Origin of the sequence: Aquimarina sp. AD10 (assembly GCF_003443715.1) — a bacterium.
Lineage (GTDB): Bacteria > Bacteroidota > Bacteroidia > Flavobacteriales > Flavobacteriaceae > Aquimarina > Aquimarina aggregata.
The window spans coordinates 5,896,782-5,915,611 of record NZ_CP031965.1 but is presented as its reverse complement, the minus strand read 5'-3'; the positions used below and the strand labels follow the sequence as shown (position 1 = coordinate 5,915,611).

The following is an 18,830-nucleotide window of genomic DNA, read 5'->3' as shown; positions in this document are numbered from 1 at the left end:
ACATTTTTTTAGAAATAAATAGTAGCTATCAAAACTTTATGTTTCAGTATCTTTAATGTTTAAAAAGGAAAAAGAAAAGATTCATGAAGTTCGAACTTAAATCTAAATTCAAACCCACTGGAGACCAGCCTGATGCCATAAGACAATTAGTTGAAGGCATCGAATCAAATGAAAAATACCAAACACTTTTAGGAGTAACTGGATCGGGAAAAACATTTACAGCGGCGAATGTGATCGAAAAAGTACAGCGACCTACTTTGGTCCTAGCCCACAATAAAACCCTAGCAGCACAGCTATATTCTGAGTTTAAACAATTTTTTCCGAATAATGCTATCGAATATTTTGTTTCTTATTATGATTATTATCAACCTGAGGCTTACATTCCTACCTCTGGTACATATATAGAAAAAGACTTGTCGATTAATGATGAGATAGAGAAAATGAGATTAAGTGCAACCTCATCTCTACTATCCGGAAGACGAGATGTACTTGTAGTTGCTTCAGTATCCTGTTTATATGGTATTGGTAATCCGGTAGAGTTTCAAAAAAATGTAATCTCTATCGAAACAGGACAATTTGTTTCGCGTACGGCATTATTACATCGCTTAGTACAAAGTTTATATTCAAGAACTGAAGCAGAGTTCAAACACGGTAATTTTAGAATAAAAGGAGATACTGTTGATATTTTTCCTAGTTATGCAGATGATGCATTTAGGGTACATTTTTTTGGTGATGAAATTGAAGAAATTGAAGCTTTTGATGTGCAAACCAATAGCATTATAGAAAAGTATGAGCGCTTAAATATCTACCCTGCTAATATGTTTGTAACGTCTCCTGATATCCTTAATGCTGCCATTGATCAGATAGCATTAGATTTAGGTAAACAAGTAGAATACTTCAAGGAGATCGGTAAACCTCTTGAAGCTAAAAGATTAGAGGAACGAACAAATTTTGACCTTGAAATGATCAAAGAATTGGGCTATTGCTCTGGAATCGAAAATTATTCGCGTTATCTAGATGGCAGAAATCCGGGCACAAGACCCTTTTGTTTATTAGACTATTTTCCTGACGATTATTTAATGATTATAGATGAGAGTCACGTAACGATACCTCAAACTCATGCTATGTATGGTGGAGATCGATCAAGAAAAGAAAATCTAGTAGAATATGGTTTTAGACTTCCTGCAGCAATGGATAACAGACCTTTAAAGTTTGAAGAACTTGAAGCTATACAAAATCAAGTATTGTATATAAGTGCTACACCTGCAGATTATGAATTACAAAAAAGTGAAGGAACTTTTGTTGAACAAATTATCAGACCCACAGGACTATTGGATCCTGTTATTGAAGTGCGCCCAAGTTTAAATCAAATCGATGATTTAATTGAAGAAATGCATAAGCGAATCGAAGTTGATGAACGTATTTTGGTAACTACGCTAACCAAAAGAATGGCAGAAGAGTTAGCCAAATATCTTACAAGAATTAATGTTCGTTGTAGATATATTCATAGTGATGTCGATACGCTCGAGCGTGTTGAAATTATGCAAGATTTAAGAAAAGGAATTTTTGATGTACTTATTGGCGTAAACTTACTTAGAGAAGGATTGGACCTACCCGAAGTCTCATTAGTTGCTATTCTTGACGCAGACAAAGAAGGTTTTTTACGTAATAAAAGATCTTTAGTACAAACGGTTGGTAGAGCTGCTCGTAATGTAAATGGAAAAGCTATTATGTACGCAGATAAGATTACCGATAGTATGCAAAAAACTATAGATGCTACAGAATACAGACGAGAAAAGCAGATTGCGTATAATACTAAACACAATATTCAGCCTACTGCCATCAAAAAATCATTAGATAATGCTCTTTATGGTAAAAAAATTGAACCATACCAATTCGAAACGTCACCAACTTTGCAAGCTGCAGAGGAAGAAACAGCATATTATACCAAAGAACAATTAGAAACACGTATTCGTAATGTCAGAAAAGAAATGGAGAAAGCCGCTAAAGAGTTAGATTTTATTACGGCCGCTAGGTTACGTGATGAAATTAAAATGTTGCAAGACAAAGTACAAGATCAAAAAGTGTAATTTCCCCTTAAACAATCAAGAATTATGAGTACTATTTCAATCGAAAAGTTCATAGAAGGAATACCCAAAGCCGAGCTTCATTTACATATTGAAGGCACATTTGAACCTGAATTAATGTTCGAAATTGCTAAAAGAAATAATATAAAAATTAAGTATTCAACAGTTACCGAATTAAAAAATGCTTACAAGTTTAATAATCTTCAGGAATTTCTTGACATTTATTATGCGGGAGCAAATGTCTTGATCCATGAAAACGATTTTTATGATCTTACTTGGTCATATTTAAACAAAGTTCATGAGCAAAATGTAAAACATGTTGAAATATTTTTTGACCCGCAAACACATACCGACCGAGGAATTTCTTTTGATACCGTAATTACAGGGATTTATAAGGCACTAGAAGATGGAAAAGAAAAATTAGGAATCACTTTTAGGTTAATTATGTCTTTTTTAAGACACCTTGATGAAGCTTCAGCCTTTAAAACATTAGAACAGGGTTTAGCTTATAAAAAATGGATTAGTGGTGTAGGCCTGGACTCTTCTGAAATAGGAAATCCACCATCTAAATTCGAACGTGTTTTTGCTAAATCCATAGAAGAAGGTTTTATCACAGTAGCACATGCCGGAGAAGAAGGCCCTGCCGAGTACATTTGGGAAGCCCTTGACCTGTTAAACGTAAAGCGTATTGACCATGGTAATCGCTGTTTAGATGATCATAAATTGGTTGATAGATTAGCAACACAGCAAATACCACTTACATTATGCCCCCTTTCTAATTTAGAACTAAAAGTGGTTACTGATTTAAAAGATCATCCTATTGTAAAAATGATGGATAAAAACTTATTAGTTACTGTTAATTCTGATGATCCCGCATATTTTGGAGGGTATATGAACGAAAATTATCTTGGTATTGCAAAAGCATTAAACCTCTCTAAGAGACAAATTACCGAACTCGTGAAAAATAGTTTTAATGCCAGTTGGTTACCCGATACAGAAAAAGAAAAATACATTTCAAAAATTGAAAATTACTTTCTAAATAATTGATCAAAAATAGTACACCACATGCCACACTTTATATTAGATTGTTCAGAACATATCATAACACTTAAAACACCAGAAGAGATCATTAAAAATGTGTATGACACTGCAGATTCTACAGGACTTTTTGCAAAAGGAGATATCAAAGTACGAATCAACCCTTTTCAGCATTATACTATAGGAAATACTAATGATGATTTTATACACGTATTTGGTAATATCATGGAAGGAAGAACGGATGAACAAAAATTAGACCTTTCAAAAAAAATAGTAACGACTCTTAAGACTATGTTTCCTAATGTACCCATATTATCGATGAACATTAGAGAGTTTGAAAAATCCTCTTATGTAAAAAAAGATATGGTTTAGTACTATGACACATAAAGGGGGAAATCCTTTTTTCTATTACAACGACCTATCCAAGATTCCTAAATATGAATTTGATGTTTGTGCTATAAATTCTTTGTAGGACTTATTTTCAACAAAGGCCATTATACTTTCTTCTGAATCTGAATACCAAAGTAATATTTCATCCATATTGCAAGAAATCTGCTTTGGGTTTTTATCTTTGTTTTTAATATGTACCAATGAGGATACTGATCCCGAATAAAAAAGTTTAACCTGATATCTACTTGCTAAATCAATTACTATTTTTTTGGTTGCCGAAGTATGTTCTCCACTATAGTGATGAACAGCATACTTTTTTGTTGTATCCTTTGTCTTACTTGCTTTAAAATTATTTTTTGTGGTAAACCCAAAATTGAAATCTTTTACAGCTTTGATTCTTATCACACTTATAAGCTTAAAGTATAATTTTTCGATCAAATTCTTAAAACTTTTTACAGAAGGATACTTAACTATTAATAGCATATTTTGTTGATCACTTCCTAGTATTTTTTTTACAATCTCTCCTTTAAAAATTGGCCTTGCTCCTACATTATAAACACTTTTAACAGCTAAAAGATTATAAAAATTGTACAATGTTTTATTCTTAGTAACAAACCAATTTACTGCAAACACTTCTTTATCTAATGAAATATTTTCTGCTTTGGTCTTGATAAGTAGCGTCTTATCCCTTGAAACTTTGCATGAAACTTCCTGAAATGAATTCATAAACAAATTTTAGTTAACTCTGTTGAAGTGATATTTTTTTATAATGATTTCAGTTTTCAATTGGAATTGTGAAACTAAAAGTACTTCCTTTACCTATTTCACTTTTCACAGATAACGAACCTTTGTTTTGCTCTATTAATTCTTTGCATAACATCAGCCCTAAACCAGTACCTACTTCTCCAGAAGTACCTTTTTGAGTAGAAACCATATCCTCATCAAAAATAGAATCTAATACTTCTTTATCCATTCCTACCCCGGTATCGATAACTGAAATTACAACAGAATCTTCGATTACTTTAAGGTCAACCGTTATTCTGCCACCTATTGGCGTAAATTTAATTGCATTAGCAAACAAATTTCTAATAACAAATGATATTACATTTTTATCTCCATAAATAGTGGTATTACTGTTTGCATGGTTATAAAAATCTAATGATTTCTTTACAATTTTATCATGAAATAGCTCAGATATTTCCTGGGTTACTTCATTTATATTTACATCTGTTTTACTCATTTCTCTATTTGCCAATTGAGATTTGGCCCAATAGAGTAGATTATCCATTAAAGATTGAATACTATTCAATTCCGTTTTGACTGTACCAACATATCCAATCAATTCTTTTTCATCTAATTGTATTTCTTCATCACTAAAAATCTCTAACAAACCATCTAAAGTAGCCAGTGGGGCCCGTACATCATGAGATATGATTGAAAAAATCCTATCCTTAAGCATATTCAACTTCTGAAGTTCTTCATGTTGTTTAGAAATCAATAGTGCTTGATTTGCAATCTCTTCTCCGTTTTTTTTGATTTTAAGATAGGCGTCTTGAAGTTTAAGAGTAGCAGTAACTCGAGCTACAAACTCCAATTTATCAAAGGGTTTTTTTAGATAGTCATGAACTCCAGCTTCAAAACTTTCTTTCATAGATGCTGCATCTATCTTAATTGCAGATATCATAATAAATGGTATGTCCTTAGTTTTATGTGATGCTTTTAAGGCTTTCAACAATTCTAAACCATCCATCTCCGGCATCCCCCAGTCTGACAAAATTAAATCTGGAGTTATTTTCTCTATTAATCCTAGAGCTACCTTTCCATTAGGTGCAGAATAAATTTTATTCCCTAACTCCATTTCTTTTAATAAAATACTTATAAATCTAATATTCTCTGGCTGGTCATCAACAACTAATATAGAGTATTCCATAGGGGTATCATTTCAAAGATGTATTCAGTACTTTTTCTTTAAGATATAAAAAGGCTTTTTCGTCAAAACTTGTAAGTGCTTCCATCATCATATCTCGCCACTTTCTAACATTATCCGTTTCATGGGCTGATAGTTTATCAAAAATATCCAGCCACTCACCCATTTCGTATATGGTCAAGGTATTAATTTTTTCTGTAAAAGAATTCAACAAATTAAAATCTTTTTCTTCTAAATTTAAACGATGCATAGGATTGCTATATGCATTGTTATTGGTGTTAGTTTGGTTTTCGGCAACAATACTATCTGATGTTCTTTGAAGCGTAATAAAGAAAGAACTACCTCTATTAATTTCTGATGTAACCCAAATTTCACCACCATGTGCTTCTATTGCCATTTTACAAAAAGACAATCCTAATCCAGTAGATTGGGCCACTCCAGAATCTTTTGCTTCTATTTGTGAAAATTTATTAAATATAAAAGACAAAAGGTGTTTCGGTATACCCGATCCATTATCTTTTACACAAACAATGATCTTACTAGGGTTTTTATCTTCTACTTTTGCTGAGATTTCTATATATTCCTCAGATTTAGAGAATTTGATTGCATTTGTTAGAAGGTTTATAAAAACTCTTTCGATAACATCTCGATCTATATTTACGCTATAGATTTCATCAACGGTATTATTTATTTGTATTCGTTTTTCTGACGCCAATAAATTAACATGATCTGTTCCTTCTAGAATTACTCTTCTAAGGTTACACGTATTCATATTTAATTGAACATCTGTACTCTCAAACTTTTGCACTTCTAGCATATTCTCGATTAAATTAAGCATCGTCTTACCAGATTTATTGATACTTTTCAGGTTAGGGTTATCAGAAGTATCAGAAGAATATCCCAAAATTGTAACCAAAGGATTTTTAAGATCATGAGCCAACATACCTGTAAATTCATTTTTAAAATTCTCTAGCTTTTTCAATTTGGTATATGCATCTTCGGTTTTATCTTTTTCCTTGCTTAACGCTATATTTTTTTGTTGAATAGTTTTTGTTCGTTCATTTACTTTTCTCTCTAACAACTGGTTTCGTCTTTCTGCTCTATTAAGTTTAATACGATAATAACTATATGTTGCCAGTACAAGAATTAAAATCAGACTACTCTTAAAATACCAGGTCATGTACCAAGGTGTCGGAATATGTAATGAAATACTGGTATAATTTTCATTCCATAAAGTATTACTATCTGTTGATTTTATTCTTAATTCATAACTCCCGGGGTTTAAATTAGTAAACTCTAAATAACGATTCTTATTCAGATAACGCCAATCTTCATCATACCCTATTAATTGATAAGCATAATTAATTTTACTGGGCTTATCAGGGTTGATTGCCGCAAATTCAAAAGTGGCATGACTTTCAAACGGAATATTCAGTCTTTCCGGAATTTTAAAATATACGCTATCATTTATCTTAACTTTTGTAAAATTAATTTTTGGAAAAGCTACATTTGATTCTATTTCTTTAGGCTTGAAATATGTAATTCCGTTTTTACCTCCAAAATAAAACACCCCATCATTTGTCTTTGCATAGGCTTCAAGATTATAATCATCTCCTACTAATCCATCTTTTATTGTATAATTCACAAAAGTCTCGTTCTCTGGATCAAAGTGTGACAAACCGTTGTTTGAGCTTATCCAATACCTTTCATTATCATCTTGCAACATACCCATTGTAGAATTATTAGACAATCCGTCTTTTTCGGTATAGTTAATGAATTTTTTTTCTTTATAGTAAAACTTGTTTATCCCTCCTCCTAATGTTGTTATCCAAAAAAAATCTTTGTCTTGTTCGTCATAAATATGTAATATTTTATGATCATTAAGACTAAAATCTTTTTCTGTATCAGGTAAAAATCTTTCAAACTTCCTCGTACTTTTATCATAGGCATTGAGTCCTCCCCCATATGTACACACCCATATAATTCCTTTTTTATCCTGATAAAAAGACGTTATATGATCATCACTTAATGAGTCATCATTTTTTTTATCATGAACGATTGATATAAAATCATCTGTTTCTGGTTGGTAGATATTAATTCCTCCTCCATACGTACCAATCCATAATTCACCATCTTTATCTTCGAATATAGCAGTAATTATATTATGACTTAACTCATTATTTTCTCCTGATTGTGGTAGGTAACGTTTAAAAGTACCAGTCTTTTTATTAAATTTATTTAGGCCTCCTCCCCATGTTCCAATCCACATTGTATTAGCACGATCTTCATAAATAATTCTTACCCAATCATGACTTAAACTAGAGGGATTGTTTTCTTCATTCTTAAAATGATCAAATTTTTGTGTTTGCGGGTCGTAACGATTAAGCCCTCCTCCATATGTACCAAACCAAAGAATATCATTATGGTCGCGATATATACAATAAACATTATTATTACTTAGACTATTACTTATTTTTGGATTGTTTTTTAAGACTTGAAAGGGATTTTGTATTACTTTATCAAAACCCTTAGTATAAAACCCCACATATAAAACATTATTAGCCCCAAAAAATATACTACTTACATCGTTATCATATAAAGAATTGCTATCATAAGGGTCTTTATTATAATTATAGAATCGATTTTCTTCATAAGAATACAAGGAAAGTCCTTTTGTAGCACTACCAATCCATATATAATTATCATCTCCTTTTTCTATAGATTTTATTTTGTTTCCTCCTTTGTAATTAAATTTTTCTGATTGATCTTTATAAAAAATAAATGAATTTGTATTCGTGTTATACTTTACTAATCCATCACTATCTGTTCCTATCCAGATATTGTGATTTTGGTCAGCGTGTAAACTCCAAATAGTTTTAGTTTTAAACGATCCAATATTAAAAAAGGCTATAACTTCAGATCTATCTGAACTGATTTTAAAAAGTCCTAGGTTTTCGGTTCCTATCCACAAATTACCCAATACATCCTCTGTGACAGCACTTATTTTTGCAGTAGATGGTAATTCTTCTACCAAAGTAAACGTTTCTTTTTCTTTAGAAAAGATATACAACCCCTCACCTTCTGATCCCACATAAAATCTCCCTTTTTGATCTTCAAAAAGCGTTTTTACGGCTAGGTTACCCAGGGTTTTATTTTGCTTTCGTATCAAATAGTTTTTAAAGTTATTCTCTTCAAAATTAAACTTACTTAATCCCATTTTTGTACCAAACCAAAGCGTTTGATCTTTGCATTCTAAAATGGTCCAGACTGCATTATCAGCAATAGAAGAACTGTCTCCGAATTCATTAGAATATGAAGTAAAATTATATCCATCAAACTTATTAATACCGCCAAAATTAGCTACCCACAAGTAATCTCTGGAATCCTGATATATAAAATTCACGCTACTTTGACTAAGGCCTTCTTCTTTTCCGTAATGTGTGAATTTTTGAGATACTTTCTGAGCAGAAGTAACTAAACCAAGTAGTAGAAATATTGTTTTAAAGAACACCTCACTTTTAACAAAAAAGTTCAATAAATAATCTTCTTTTTGTTTCATCTCTATTGCTTAAAACTCTCTTTACTCTGCATAAGACTAATTAAATATCAAATAAAAGTTACTCATACAAAGATATTTATAAGTGTAAAATACACTTATAAAATCTTAAAACAATTAAAACAATCATTCTTTATTTCAAGAAAATGTCACAAATATTGATTTATAAAAGGTAATATCGAGACTTAGATCTTATATGAAAGGGTATTTTTCCTATAAAAAATGCCCTTCATACGAAGGGCATTTTTATATGTAAATCTTTATTCTTTACCTCCTGAATCTTCAGGTAGATTTTTTGATTTTAGACGCTTGGCATCCTTAAGACACTTATGCATCATCCATTCTAACTGACCGTTAACACTACGAAATTCATCATCTGCCCATTTCTCTATTAATTTAAAAGTTTCTGGGTCAATTCTAAGAACAAATGATTTTTTTTTACTCATAGATTACGAATGTAATGTACCTGTATTAATTACTGGGGTTGCTTCTTTATCTCCGCAAAGAACAACCATCAAATTACTGACCATAGATGCTTTTTTATCATCATCAAAATCAATGATATTATCTTTTGATAATTTAAACAATGCATCTTCTACCATACCAACAGCGCCTTCAACTATTTTTTTTCGAGCAGCAACAATAGCTACAGCCTGTTGACGTTTCAACATTGAATTTGCAATTTCTGGAGCATAAGCTAAATACCCAATTCGTGCTTCTGTTACCTCTATCCCGGCAATCAATAAACGCTCTGTTATTTCATTTTCTAATGCTTCATTAACCTCATCCATACCAGATAGCAATGTTACTTCATTTTTTCCATCTGCAAAGTTATCATAAGGATATGAACCTGCAAGTTTTCTTACGGCTGCATCGGTTTGTACTCTTACAAAATCTTCATATTGATCCACATCGAATGCAGCTCTATATGTATTCTTTACTTTCCACACTAAAATAACATTAATCAAAATCGGATTACCAATCTTATCATTTACTTTTACGCGTTCACTATAAAAGTTTCTAGCTCTTAACGAAATTCTTTGTTTGGTATAAAAAGGATTAATCCAAAAAAAGCCATTATCCTTTACTGTTCCTTTATATGCACCGAACAACACCATCACTTTAGAACTATTAGGGTTTACAATAAAAAAACCTTTTCCAATAAACAGCAAAACCAAAAGTAAAACTATAAAAAAAGGTTTTCCAGTTATGATCAAACCTAAAATCATACTTATCAAAACTAATAACAATGCTCCAAGCATTATATAACCACTAATCGCTTTAATTCTTTTCTCTTTATTCATAATAATATCATTTTGATATCACAATGATACAATTTTTTTTTGACTTAAAAAATATATTTCAGCCTCTCTTAAAAAGAAATACTTAGCATTTATCTTTAAAAAATAAAAAAACGCCCTTGTATAAAGGACGTTTTTTCACTCATTAACTAAATAAATCTAAACTCAACACAAATCATGAAATTTCGATTAATCTTTTTGGCTGTATTTTAGCCTCTTCTTTTTTTGGGATAATCACGGCTAATATTCCATTTTCATATATCGCTTCTATTGATGCATTATCAACAATTTCTGGCAGATTAAATGATCTTTTAAATGAACCATAACTAAATTCTTTTCTGGTATATTTACCTGCATTCTCTTTTGTTTCTTTTTCAGATTTTGTTTGTGATGAAATTATTAGCGTATCGTTATCTAATTCAATATTAAAATCCTCTTTACTAAGCCCTGGAGCCGCTAATTCTACTTTAAAATCATTATCTGTTTCTTGTACATTAACCGCAGGAGTATTAAATCCAATTCTACTTGTGTTTGTAGTACCTCCTAACCAGTCAGTTGCAAAAAAATCATCGAAAAGGAATGGCAATCTATCTGTTCTTTTTATTAAACTCATTGTATTTGTTTTTAAATGTTATTTATATTTTTATTTACAATGAGGATATAGCAAATTAGGTTCCAATCCATTTTTAATGACAGTTTGTCATCTTAACTATGGTATTTAGTGACTTTTTGTCGTTTTTGATATAAAAACAATGACAAAACCGCAATAAAAAACATCTCTACAAGACAAGCTCGTAAAGATGTTTTTTATTGCAGAATAACTATCTGCTATCAATAAATCAACATTTTTCTACTAATTATAAAATCTAGTAAAAATTGCTATCAATTCTTTAGGCGGAATAACTTTATTAGGATAGTTATGCATTTCTTTTAAAACGGTATCTAAAGCTTCTGGTCGCAATCCCATACGCAAACCTATATCTTTAATTTTATGAATCTCTTCTAGAGAAGTTTCTTGATCAACATTCATAAGAAGTACTAAACGATGAAACTGAAGAATGCGCTGAGATTCTGGTTGTAAGTTCTTTTTTGCTACTCCTTCTTCAATCAATTTTTTGATTTCTTCTTCTGATACACCTAACTGAGATCCCACAACCACAATAAAGTTATACTCTTGTTCCTTAAAGTTCTTATCTGCTTTTGCAAACTGTATCATCTCAGAAAGCAAACTCAATTTTTCTTCTTTACTATACATCGTCCTAATTACTTTTTGCCGAAAATAGTAAATTTCAAATTATATTTAACCATAATATAGTTACAAAACATACCTTTGCAGTATGGGTTTGACAAACAACGACATTTTCAAAAAGTTAAGAGTTGCACATAAATTACGTGACGACGATATTATTAAAATTTGTGCTTTAGTAGATTTTAAAGTATCAAAAAGTGAACTAGGAGCCTTTTTCAGGAATGAAAACCACCCAAAATATATGGAATGTGGTGATCAAATTCTTAGAAATTTTCTTAACGGACTCATTATTCATTTAAGAGGCCCAATGCCAAAAAAGAAACTACACCCAAAAAGAAGACCTCTTAGTTTTTTTTAAGTAAAAAAAGCTTCATATATCCTTTTAATCTATTTAGCTATTCAGAATAAATGCTTTATTTATTACATCTATCGATGTAATCATTAGTAACATTATAAAGGCTACGGAGCCCCCCTCATAAAGCATTGATTTTGTTATGATTTCCTATAATTCAACTTTATCCAATACATTTTTTAGTACATTTGAAATACATGAGGTGTCACAGGCGTAAATAATTTTAAGTTGATTATAAACTTGCTAAATATTTGAGTGATATCAGAGAAATATAGTTACCAGGGTAACTATATAACATTTTTGACAAACACTTAAAAATGTTTCAAATTATGATTGAAGAAATAGATCAGTTAATAATAACCAAGAGCATCAGAAAAAAAGTACAAGAACCAGAAAGTCGTATTCGGAATTTGGAGGAGAAGATTAAATTAATAAGTTTTATCAAATCATATTGGTAGTTTATACTAACCTCTATTGGATTTGGTGCTTTTTTGTCAAAAGTATTTCTCTTATTCCCCTAAAATAAAAAACGATTGCCAACAACATATATGTGATCATAGCAACTAAGTAATGAATCGAATGGTTGTTGTATTTTTGGTAAGGGCAATGCTTGAAAAATGAAAAAAAAAAAAAAAACAACAACAAACAATGCGCAAATTTATCGATCGCTAGGTAACATTTTGCTCTGTCATGACATATATGTTATTACCTTAGGTATAATTAAAAAAACCAAATACTTTTAAAACTGCATGATAGTTTATATTTCAGGAACCTACCAAATCTCAATCCACTCATACAGACCGAAAGAAATTAAATGTTATAACTGTAACGCTTCCAGCCAAATAATAGTCGAAAAAAAGGTATCGGTTTATCATTTGATGTACATTCCTATTTCTCCATATAAAACTAAAAACATATTCACATGTACATCGTGTAATAACGAATTTGAGCCAAAAGATTTAAAATCTGAAAACAAAACTTATTATAAGAACTTTAAATCAAAGAAATGGATTCCAATTTGGCTATTTAGTGGGGTAATAATAATCCTATTCGGAATTGGATATTTTGCTGTTAATCAAATAAAAAAAAATGAAGAAAAGTTAAGTAAATTAACCAACGGAGATCAAACACAAATAATACAATATGAAACTGATAATGGAAATTACACAACACTAAGAACTATTAAAATCACTTCAGACTTTGTTTGGTTGAATTATAATGAATATGAAATTGAAAAGTATGATTTCATATACCAAATAGGAGGTGAAGGAAATTACTCAACTGATACCGTAAAGGTTGACATTAAAATAATTAAAGAATTATTTAAACAAGGAAAGGTCAAAAAAATTTATCCTATTAAATAATTTTACAATGCTCAACAACCTGAATCGATTGCGGAATAAATCAAATAAACAAATGAAAATAATATGGAAACATTTTTAGTAATCTTATTTTTTCTAATTTGCTTAGGCTCTATGACAACAACTCTTGTGGCAATAATTCAAATTTTAACAAATGAAGTCAATGGTTCAAAAGGAATGTGGATAATAATTTCAATGATTGGCATAATTGGACCAATTTTATACTTGTCTAAGGGACGAAAATTAATAGTAAAAAAATAGAACGATTTATCATCATGACATATGTGATCACAGTTGACTAATGATTGGTCGAATGGTTCTTGTATATTGTATGGACAGAAAAAAACTTACAATCACAAATCGAAGAATTAATTAAAAAGTAAAATCACTTCATATATCCTTTTAATCTATTTAGCTATTCAGAATAAATGCTTAATTTGGAGGGTAACTAACCATAACCTTTCAAAGAAGCACCTATGCTCACCACCGAACAAAAACAAAAATACAGGGAAGAGCTTTTTCGTCATTTAGACGGAATCGCAGTTGCTCCTGTTGCTTATTCATTATTCAAAAATGATATCACAAAACACCTTCTAGATCATAAAGAGACATCTGTTACACAGATAGCCTCTGCTCACAAAGCAAATGAAGGATACATTAATGTTGCTTTGCGAATCTTAGCTGCACAAGGCTGGTTAACGTATCAAAATGAAGGTAACGAAATCATAGTTAGTATTAATGAGTATTCAAAAATCGCATTCGAGCATTTTTATCTATATGAAGACGTTGTAGATTTACTTGAGTATTCTGGTAAATTTCATCCAAGAAAATTTGAAATCGAACCTTTTTATAAACTTGAAAAATTATTCAAGAAGTACCAAGATCGTTTTAACCTCACACCTTCTTCAGAAAATACAACTAATCAAATTCAAAACCAAATTCTTAAACATATTGAAGGTATCCTTGTAGGGCCTACTGTTGTTCATTTAGGCATGGGAGGTATGTTTCATAAATATTTTATGGAAGCATCTTTTAGTGCTGATGAATACCATCAACACCCTAAAAGTTTTAACACCATACTCACATTTCTATCTGACTTAGGTTGGTTTTCAAAGTCTAACAATCACTATACGTTCACAGAAAAAGGTTTATTTTTTGCAAAAAGAGCTTCGGCTTATGGTGTCACCGTTTCATACATCCCTATGTTTAGAAAAATGAATACGTTGCTGTTTGGAGATCCTAATATTTTATGGAAAACTCAAAATGAAAGTGAGATTCATGTTGATAGAGAGATGAATGTATGGGGCAGCGGGGGTGCACATGCTACCTATTTTAAAAAAATCGATGAAATTATAATTAGTTTGTTTAATAAACCTTTAGACGAACAACCTAAGGGTATTCTAGATATGGGATGTGGAAATGGGGCTTTTTTGATTCATCTATTTGATGTCATAGCATCAAAGACACTTCGAGGCAAACACTTAGACGATCACCCATTATTTCTAGTTGGTGCAGATTACAATAAAGCTGCTCTAAAGGTAACTCGCGCAAACCTTGTTCAAGCTGACATATGGGCCAAAGTGATTTGGGGAGATATTAGTGATCCTGATTTACTTCAAAAAGACTTAAAAAAGAATTATCAAATTGAATTGAAAGACCTATTATCGGTTCGTACATTCCTAGATCATAATAGAATTTGGAGCCAACCAACCACTACATTAGACGCTCCTAGTATTTCTACTGGAGCATTTTCGTATAGAGGAAAACGACTAAACAATGATGATGTTGAGCGCAATTTAAAAGATCACTTACAAAACTGGGAACCTCACATTGCAAAATTTGGCCTAATCATTATTGAGCTACACACTATCTCTCCATCATTAACAGCAAAAAACATTGGCAAAACAGCTGCTACTGCATATGACGCCACTCACGGGTTCTCGGACCAATACATTTTAGAAATTGCTTCTTTTCTTAAAATAGTTAAAGAAGTTGGCTTAGAAAGTGAGAATACCTATTTTTCAAAATTCCCGGACTCTGATCTGGCTACAGTTAGCATTAACTATCTTATTAAAAATCATTAAAAAATAGAGTAATCTATATTCAATATTAGTAAACACACATGAATTACAGAACTTTAGGTAAAACAGGATATTCCATATCTGAAATCAGCTTAGGCACATGGCAAGTAGGCGGTAAATGGGGCTCTACTTTTAACAACGCTAATGCAGACAAAATTCTTAACACCGCAATAGACTCAGGAATCAACTTTATTGATACTGCCGATGTATACAGCGAAGGTTTAAGTGAAAAAGCTGTAGGTAGATTGATAAAATCAAGATCCGAAAAAATATACGTCGCCAGTAAATGTGGGCGTTTTATCACCCCCCATACAAACAAAAACTATACAGCCAAGGTCTTAAGGCAATATGTCGAGGACAGTCTTACTAATCTTGGAATAGAGACACTTGATTTAATCCAATTGCATTGCCCTCCCACAGAAGTATATTATCGCCCAGAAATATTTGAAGAGTTTGACAAATTAAAAGACGAGGGTAAAATTGGTGCATTAGGAGTAAGTGTCGAAAAAGTTGAAGAGGCCATAAAAGCTATAGAATACGATAATGTTACTACGGTTCAAATTATCTTTAATATGTTTAGACAACGGCCAAATGAGTTGTTTTTTGAACAAGCCAAAAAGAAAAATATAGGCATCATCGCAAGGGTACCTCTTGCTAGTGGGCTACTTAGTGGTAAATACTCGAAGAAAACCACTTTTCACAAAGATGATCATAGAGCTTTTAATAGAAATGGTGATGCTTTTGACAAAGGTGAAACTTTCTCAGGAGTAGATTACAATCTAGGACTTGAAACTGTTGAACTTTTAAAACAACATTTTCCAGATGTTTCGTTACCACATTTAGCTTTAAAATGGATTTTAAATCACCCTGAAATAAGTTGTGTAATTCCTGGAGCCTCTAATGTTGAACAATTAGTATCAAATATCAGCGCCAGTAGTATAAATAATCTTACAAATGGTGATGTCGAGACAATAAGAAATATCTATCAGGAGCATATCAAAAAATATGTTCATCAATACTGGTAAAAAATAAATCCCGGTTGATTAATCCGGGATTTATAATTCTATAAACTATTTAACAGTTTTATTCTTCTACTAGTCGCACTGGTAATTTAAAAGTGACTTTATCAGAACTAAAACTTGTATGAACTTTTTTATAATTCAAACGACCTTTGATGTAATTTTCTAATACCTCACTTTCAGAATCAACAGACAACACTACGATTTCATTTTCATCATTAATCGTCAAGATAACATCAGCTATCAATTCATTTGTAATTTTAAAATTAGGTTTTTTAAGTAACCCTTTAATCTCTTGGGTCAGAACATTTTCTGTAGTAGACGGATTAGTATTGGCATGGGCTACTGAACTGACTGCAATTACAATTGCCAGAAATAATACATTTAGTTTTTTCATGATCTATTCGTTTTTATTGATTTATATCTATAAGACTACGAACGATCTCAGTTTGTTACGTTAAAAAGAATCTTTAACCATTACTTAACAAAAGCTTCTTTGCTCCTAAAAAAACAACTTACATGTTTTATCATTCTCTATTAGAGCTTTCTTCAGTTTCTAGTATATTGGGTTATTACTTTTTGATGATCTGGGTATTCTTTAATTAGCGCTTCTCTTTCTGCCAGCTCAAAATCATTAAAATCAAAACCAGGAGATACTGTACATCCCACCAAAGAATAACTGTTAGTATCCTTAACACTAGAAGCAAACCAACAACCTGCTGGCACAACTAATTGCGGCAACTCTCCTTGATCCAATTGCATCCCCACGGTATATTTTCTATAAACTCCATCCAAACCTATAACATGCACATATAATGATGAACCATTATAGTAATGCCAAATTTCATCTTGTTTAATCCTATGGAATGCAGAAAAATTCTCTGACGTAAGTAAAAAATAAATTGCTGTAGCATAATTTCGATCTCCCGAAAATCCTTCACTTAAACTAGACTTAGAAATCAATCCATTACTTCTATAAGTCTCTTTATAGAAACCTCCTTCAGGATGAGGATTCATTTGTAATTTATAAACTATGTCTTCTATTTTTTCTTTCATAATGATTTACACTATTATATGACAAAAAAAAGAAGCGATCTAGATAGATCGCTTCGAATATATAGTATACAATCTATAAAGTACTACGCCAATACAGCCTGTACTTTATCAGCAGCTTCTTGGAATTGTACAGCACTTTGTACATCTAATCCACTACTATCGATTAATTCTTTAGCTATATCAGCATTTGTTCCTTGTAAACGAACAATAATAGGAACTTTGATTGCATCACCCATATTTTTGTATGCATCAACCACTCCTTGAGCGACTCTATCACAACGAACAATTCCTCCGAATATATTAATCAGAATTGCCTTTACATTAGGATCTTTTAAAATAATTCTAAACGCTTCTTCAACACGTTTAGCATCTGCAGTACCTCCTACATCAAGAAAGTTTGCTGGTTCTCCACCTGCTTGCTTAATCAAATCCATTGTAGCCATTGCAAGACCAGCACCGTTAACCATACAACCAACATTTCCATCAAGGTCAACATAATTAAGTCCCACTTCATTTGCTTCGACTTCAATAGGATTCTCCTCGCGGATATCTCTCATATCCACATAATTCTTATGACGGTATAATGCATTATCATCAATAGTCACTTTTGCATCAACTGCCATGATCTTATCATCACTTGTTTTAAGAACAGGGTTAATTTCAAATAAAGACGCATCTGATTTTACATATGCCGTATATAATGCCATTACGAATTTTGTCATTTCTTTAAATGCAGTACCACTTAATCCTAAATTAAATGCTACTCGACGTGCTTGAAAAGGGAGTAACCCAACAGATGGATCTACTTCTTCAGTAAAAATCAAATGAGGTGTTTCTTCTGCAACAGTTTCAATATCCATTCCTCCTTCTGTAGAATACATAATCATATTACGCCCAGAAGTACGGTTTAATAAAACTGACATATAGAACTCATCTGGTTCACTATCCCCAGGATAATATACATCTTCAGCAACTAATACTTGGTGAACTTTCTTACCTTCTGCAGAAGTTTGCGGTGTAATCAAATTCATACCAATGATCTGACCAGCAATCTCTTCAACTTCCTTAAGGTTTTTTGCAAGTTTAACTCCACCACCTTTTCCTCGTCCACCTGCGTGTACTTGCGCCTTAATAACATGCCATCCTGTACCGGTTTCAGCAGTTAATTGTTTAGCTGCAGCTACAGCTTCATTAGCATTTTGAGCAACAAGACCGCGCTGAATACGCACGCCAAAGCTGCTTAATATCTCTTTACCCTGATATTCGTGTAAGTTCATACTATTATTTTTTTGCCTTTTTTATAGGAGTCCCAAAAATATGAAAAGTGAAGTTACTGTGCCAATCTTTTATCGTAAAAAACATCGAAGATATATCTTTCAAAAATTTGCTTTAAAAAGTTTTAAAAAACAATAC

General features: G+C 31.6%; 18 protein-coding genes. 8 read left to right on the top strand and 10 right to left on the bottom strand.

Annotation, left to right across the window (positions count from 1 at the left end):
- Nucleotides 1–83 precede the first annotated feature (83 nt).
- The 3 genes from uvrB to D1816_RS24690 are packed head-to-tail and all read left to right on the top strand — an operon-like array spanning nucleotide 84 to nucleotide 3,497.
- Nucleotides 84–2,090 carry an excinuclease ABC subunit UvrB gene (gene uvrB, locus D1816_RS24700; RefSeq protein WP_118506085.1) on the top strand — a complete coding sequence of 669 codons (2,007 nt, stop codon included), beginning with the start codon at nucleotides 84–86 and terminating at the stop codon, nucleotides 2,088–2,090.
- A 24-nt stretch (nucleotides 2,091–2,114) separates the two neighbouring features.
- A complete protein-coding gene (locus D1816_RS24695; RefSeq protein WP_198403824.1) occupies nucleotides 2,115–3,134 on the top strand; it encodes an adenosine deaminase in 1,020 nt (339 codons plus the stop codon).
- A gap of 18 nt (nucleotides 3,135–3,152) precedes the next feature.
- Nucleotides 3,153–3,497 carry a 5-carboxymethyl-2-hydroxymuconate Delta-isomerase gene (locus D1816_RS24690; protein WP_118506084.1) on the top strand — a complete coding sequence of 115 codons (345 nt, stop codon included), beginning with the start codon at nucleotides 3,153–3,155 and terminating at the stop codon, nucleotides 3,495–3,497.
- Nucleotides 3,498–3,533: 36 nt separating this feature from the next.
- Here D1816_RS24690 and D1816_RS24685 read toward each other — a convergent pair whose 3' ends face one another.
- The 7 genes from D1816_RS24685 to D1816_RS24655 form a co-directional block, all read right to left on the bottom strand.
- On the bottom strand, nucleotides 3,534–4,241 hold the full coding sequence (locus tag D1816_RS24685) for a hypothetical protein (RefSeq protein WP_118506083.1): 708 nt from the start codon (nucleotides 4,239–4,241) through the stop codon (nucleotides 3,534–3,536).
- A gap of 49 nt (nucleotides 4,242–4,290) precedes the next feature.
- Nucleotides 4,291–5,445 carry a hybrid sensor histidine kinase/response regulator gene (locus D1816_RS24680; RefSeq protein WP_118506082.1) on the bottom strand — a complete coding sequence of 385 codons (1,155 nt, stop codon included), beginning with the start codon at nucleotides 5,443–5,445 and terminating at the stop codon, nucleotides 4,291–4,293.
- Between the two features lie 7 nt (nucleotides 5,446–5,452).
- Nucleotides 5,453–9,001 (bottom strand): two-component regulator propeller domain-containing protein, encoded by a 3,549-nt coding sequence (locus D1816_RS24675; RefSeq protein WP_118506081.1) that lies wholly within the window; start codon nucleotides 8,999–9,001, stop codon nucleotides 5,453–5,455.
- 257 nt (nucleotides 9,002–9,258) lie between these two features.
- Nucleotides 9,259–9,444, bottom strand: coding sequence for a hypothetical protein (locus D1816_RS24670; protein WP_066313722.1), 186 nt, complete (start codon nucleotides 9,442–9,444; stop codon nucleotides 9,259–9,261).
- Between the two features lie 3 nt (nucleotides 9,445–9,447).
- Entirely contained in the window at nucleotides 9,448–10,302 is an 855-nt protein-coding gene (locus D1816_RS24665) for an SPFH domain-containing protein (protein ID WP_066313724.1), read from the bottom strand.
- A 172-nt stretch (nucleotides 10,303–10,474) separates the two neighbouring features.
- Nucleotides 10,475–10,912, bottom strand: a complete 438-nt coding sequence (locus tag D1816_RS24660; protein WP_118506080.1) for an Hsp20/alpha crystallin family protein — start codon at nucleotides 10,910–10,912, stop codon at nucleotides 10,475–10,477.
- 240 nt (nucleotides 10,913–11,152) lie between these two features.
- Nucleotides 11,153–11,554: a hypothetical protein gene (locus tag D1816_RS24655; RefSeq protein WP_066314613.1), complete on the bottom strand. Its 402-nt coding sequence runs from the start codon at nucleotides 11,552–11,554 to the stop codon at nucleotides 11,153–11,155.
- Between the two features lie 82 nt (nucleotides 11,555–11,636).
- Between D1816_RS24655 and D1816_RS24650 the strand changes: the two genes are divergently transcribed.
- From D1816_RS24650 to D1816_RS24630, 5 genes are all read left to right on the top strand, one after another.
- Nucleotides 11,637–11,906: a DUF1456 family protein gene (locus D1816_RS24650; protein ID WP_118506079.1), complete on the top strand. Its 270-nt coding sequence runs from the start codon at nucleotides 11,637–11,639 to the stop codon at nucleotides 11,904–11,906.
- Nucleotides 11,907–12,649: 743 nt separating this feature from the next.
- Complete coding sequence (locus tag D1816_RS24645) at nucleotides 12,650–13,264, top strand: zinc-ribbon domain-containing protein (protein ID WP_118506078.1); 615 nt, start codon at nucleotides 12,650–12,652, stop codon at nucleotides 13,262–13,264.
- A gap of 63 nt (nucleotides 13,265–13,327) precedes the next feature.
- Nucleotides 13,328–13,522: a PLDc N-terminal domain-containing protein gene (locus tag D1816_RS26325; protein WP_118506077.1), complete on the top strand. Its 195-nt coding sequence runs from the start codon at nucleotides 13,328–13,330 to the stop codon at nucleotides 13,520–13,522.
- 215 nt (nucleotides 13,523–13,737) lie between these two features.
- The gene (locus D1816_RS24635; protein WP_118506076.1) at nucleotides 13,738–15,345 is read left to right on the top strand and encodes a class I SAM-dependent methyltransferase; all 1,608 of its coding nucleotides are present in this window, start codon (nucleotides 13,738–13,740) and stop codon (nucleotides 15,343–15,345) included.
- A gap of 38 nt (nucleotides 15,346–15,383) precedes the next feature.
- The gene (locus tag D1816_RS24630; RefSeq protein ID WP_066313731.1) at nucleotides 15,384–16,367 is read left to right on the top strand and encodes an aldo/keto reductase; all 984 of its coding nucleotides are present in this window, start codon (nucleotides 15,384–15,386) and stop codon (nucleotides 16,365–16,367) included.
- A 58-nt stretch (nucleotides 16,368–16,425) separates the two neighbouring features.
- On the opposite strand, the gene D1816_RS24625 is transcribed toward D1816_RS24630, so the two are convergent.
- The 3 genes from D1816_RS24625 to sucC all read right to left on the bottom strand — a co-directional run bounded on the left by D1816_RS24625 (nucleotide 16,426) and on the right by sucC (nucleotide 18,694).
- Complete coding sequence (locus D1816_RS24625) at nucleotides 16,426–16,758, bottom strand: hypothetical protein (RefSeq protein ID WP_118506075.1); 333 nt, start codon at nucleotides 16,756–16,758, stop codon at nucleotides 16,426–16,428.
- Nucleotides 16,759–16,910: 152 nt separating this feature from the next.
- Nucleotides 16,911–17,417: a cupin domain-containing protein gene (locus D1816_RS24620; RefSeq protein ID WP_118506074.1), complete on the bottom strand. Its 507-nt coding sequence runs from the start codon at nucleotides 17,415–17,417 to the stop codon at nucleotides 16,911–16,913.
- Between the two features lie 83 nt (nucleotides 17,418–17,500).
- Nucleotides 17,501–18,694, bottom strand: a complete 1,194-nt coding sequence (sucC, locus tag D1816_RS24615; protein ID WP_066313735.1) for an ADP-forming succinate--CoA ligase subunit beta — start codon at nucleotides 18,692–18,694, stop codon at nucleotides 17,501–17,503.
- Between the last annotated feature and the right edge of the window lie 136 nt (nucleotides 18,695–18,830).

Coding starts and splice junctions, on each gene's coding strand:
- D1816_RS24670 (WP_066313722.1), bottom strand. CDS start 9,444: ATGAGTAAAAAAAAATCATTTGTTCTTAGAATTGACCCAGAAACTTTT.
- D1816_RS24665 (WP_066313724.1), bottom strand. CDS start 10,302: ATGAATAAAGAGAAAAGAATTAAAGCGATTAGTGGTTATATAATGCTT.
- D1816_RS24625 (WP_118506075.1), bottom strand. CDS start 16,758: ATGAAAAAACTAAATGTATTATTTCTGGCAATTGTAATTGCAGTCAGT.
- D1816_RS24690 (WP_118506084.1), top strand. CDS start 3,153: ATGCCACACTTTATATTAGATTGTTCAGAACATATCATAACACTTAAA.
- D1816_RS24645 (WP_118506078.1), top strand. CDS start 12,650: ATGATAGTTTATATTTCAGGAACCTACCAAATCTCAATCCACTCATAC.
- uvrB (WP_118506085.1), top strand. CDS start 84: ATGAAGTTCGAACTTAAATCTAAATTCAAACCCACTGGAGACCAGCCT.
- D1816_RS24680 (WP_118506082.1), bottom strand. CDS start 5,445: ATGGAATACTCTATATTAGTTGTTGATGACCAGCCAGAGAATATTAGA.
- D1816_RS24635 (WP_118506076.1), top strand. CDS start 13,738: ATGCTCACCACCGAACAAAAACAAAAATACAGGGAAGAGCTTTTTCGT.
- D1816_RS24620 (WP_118506074.1), bottom strand. CDS start 17,417: ATGAAAGAAAAAATAGAAGACATAGTTTATAAATTACAAATGAATCCT.
- sucC (WP_066313735.1), bottom strand. CDS start 18,694: ATGAACTTACACGAATATCAGGGTAAAGAGATATTAAGCAGCTTTGGC.
- D1816_RS24650 (WP_118506079.1), top strand. CDS start 11,637: ATGGGTTTGACAAACAACGACATTTTCAAAAAGTTAAGAGTTGCACAT.
- D1816_RS24630 (WP_066313731.1), top strand. CDS start 15,384: ATGAATTACAGAACTTTAGGTAAAACAGGATATTCCATATCTGAAATC.
- D1816_RS24655 (WP_066314613.1), bottom strand. CDS start 11,554: ATGTATAGTAAAGAAGAAAAATTGAGTTTGCTTTCTGAGATGATACAG.
- D1816_RS24695 (WP_198403824.1), top strand. CDS start 2,115: ATGAGTACTATTTCAATCGAAAAGTTCATAGAAGGAATACCCAAAGCC.
- D1816_RS24675 (WP_118506081.1), bottom strand. CDS start 9,001: ATGAAACAAAAAGAAGATTATTTATTGAACTTTTTTGTTAAAAGTGAG.
- D1816_RS24685 (WP_118506083.1), bottom strand. CDS start 4,241: ATGAATTCATTTCAGGAAGTTTCATGCAAAGTTTCAAGGGATAAGACG.
- D1816_RS24660 (WP_118506080.1), bottom strand. CDS start 10,912: ATGAGTTTAATAAAAAGAACAGATAGATTGCCATTCCTTTTCGATGAT.
- D1816_RS26325 (WP_118506077.1), top strand. CDS start 13,328: ATGGAAACATTTTTAGTAATCTTATTTTTTCTAATTTGCTTAGGCTCT.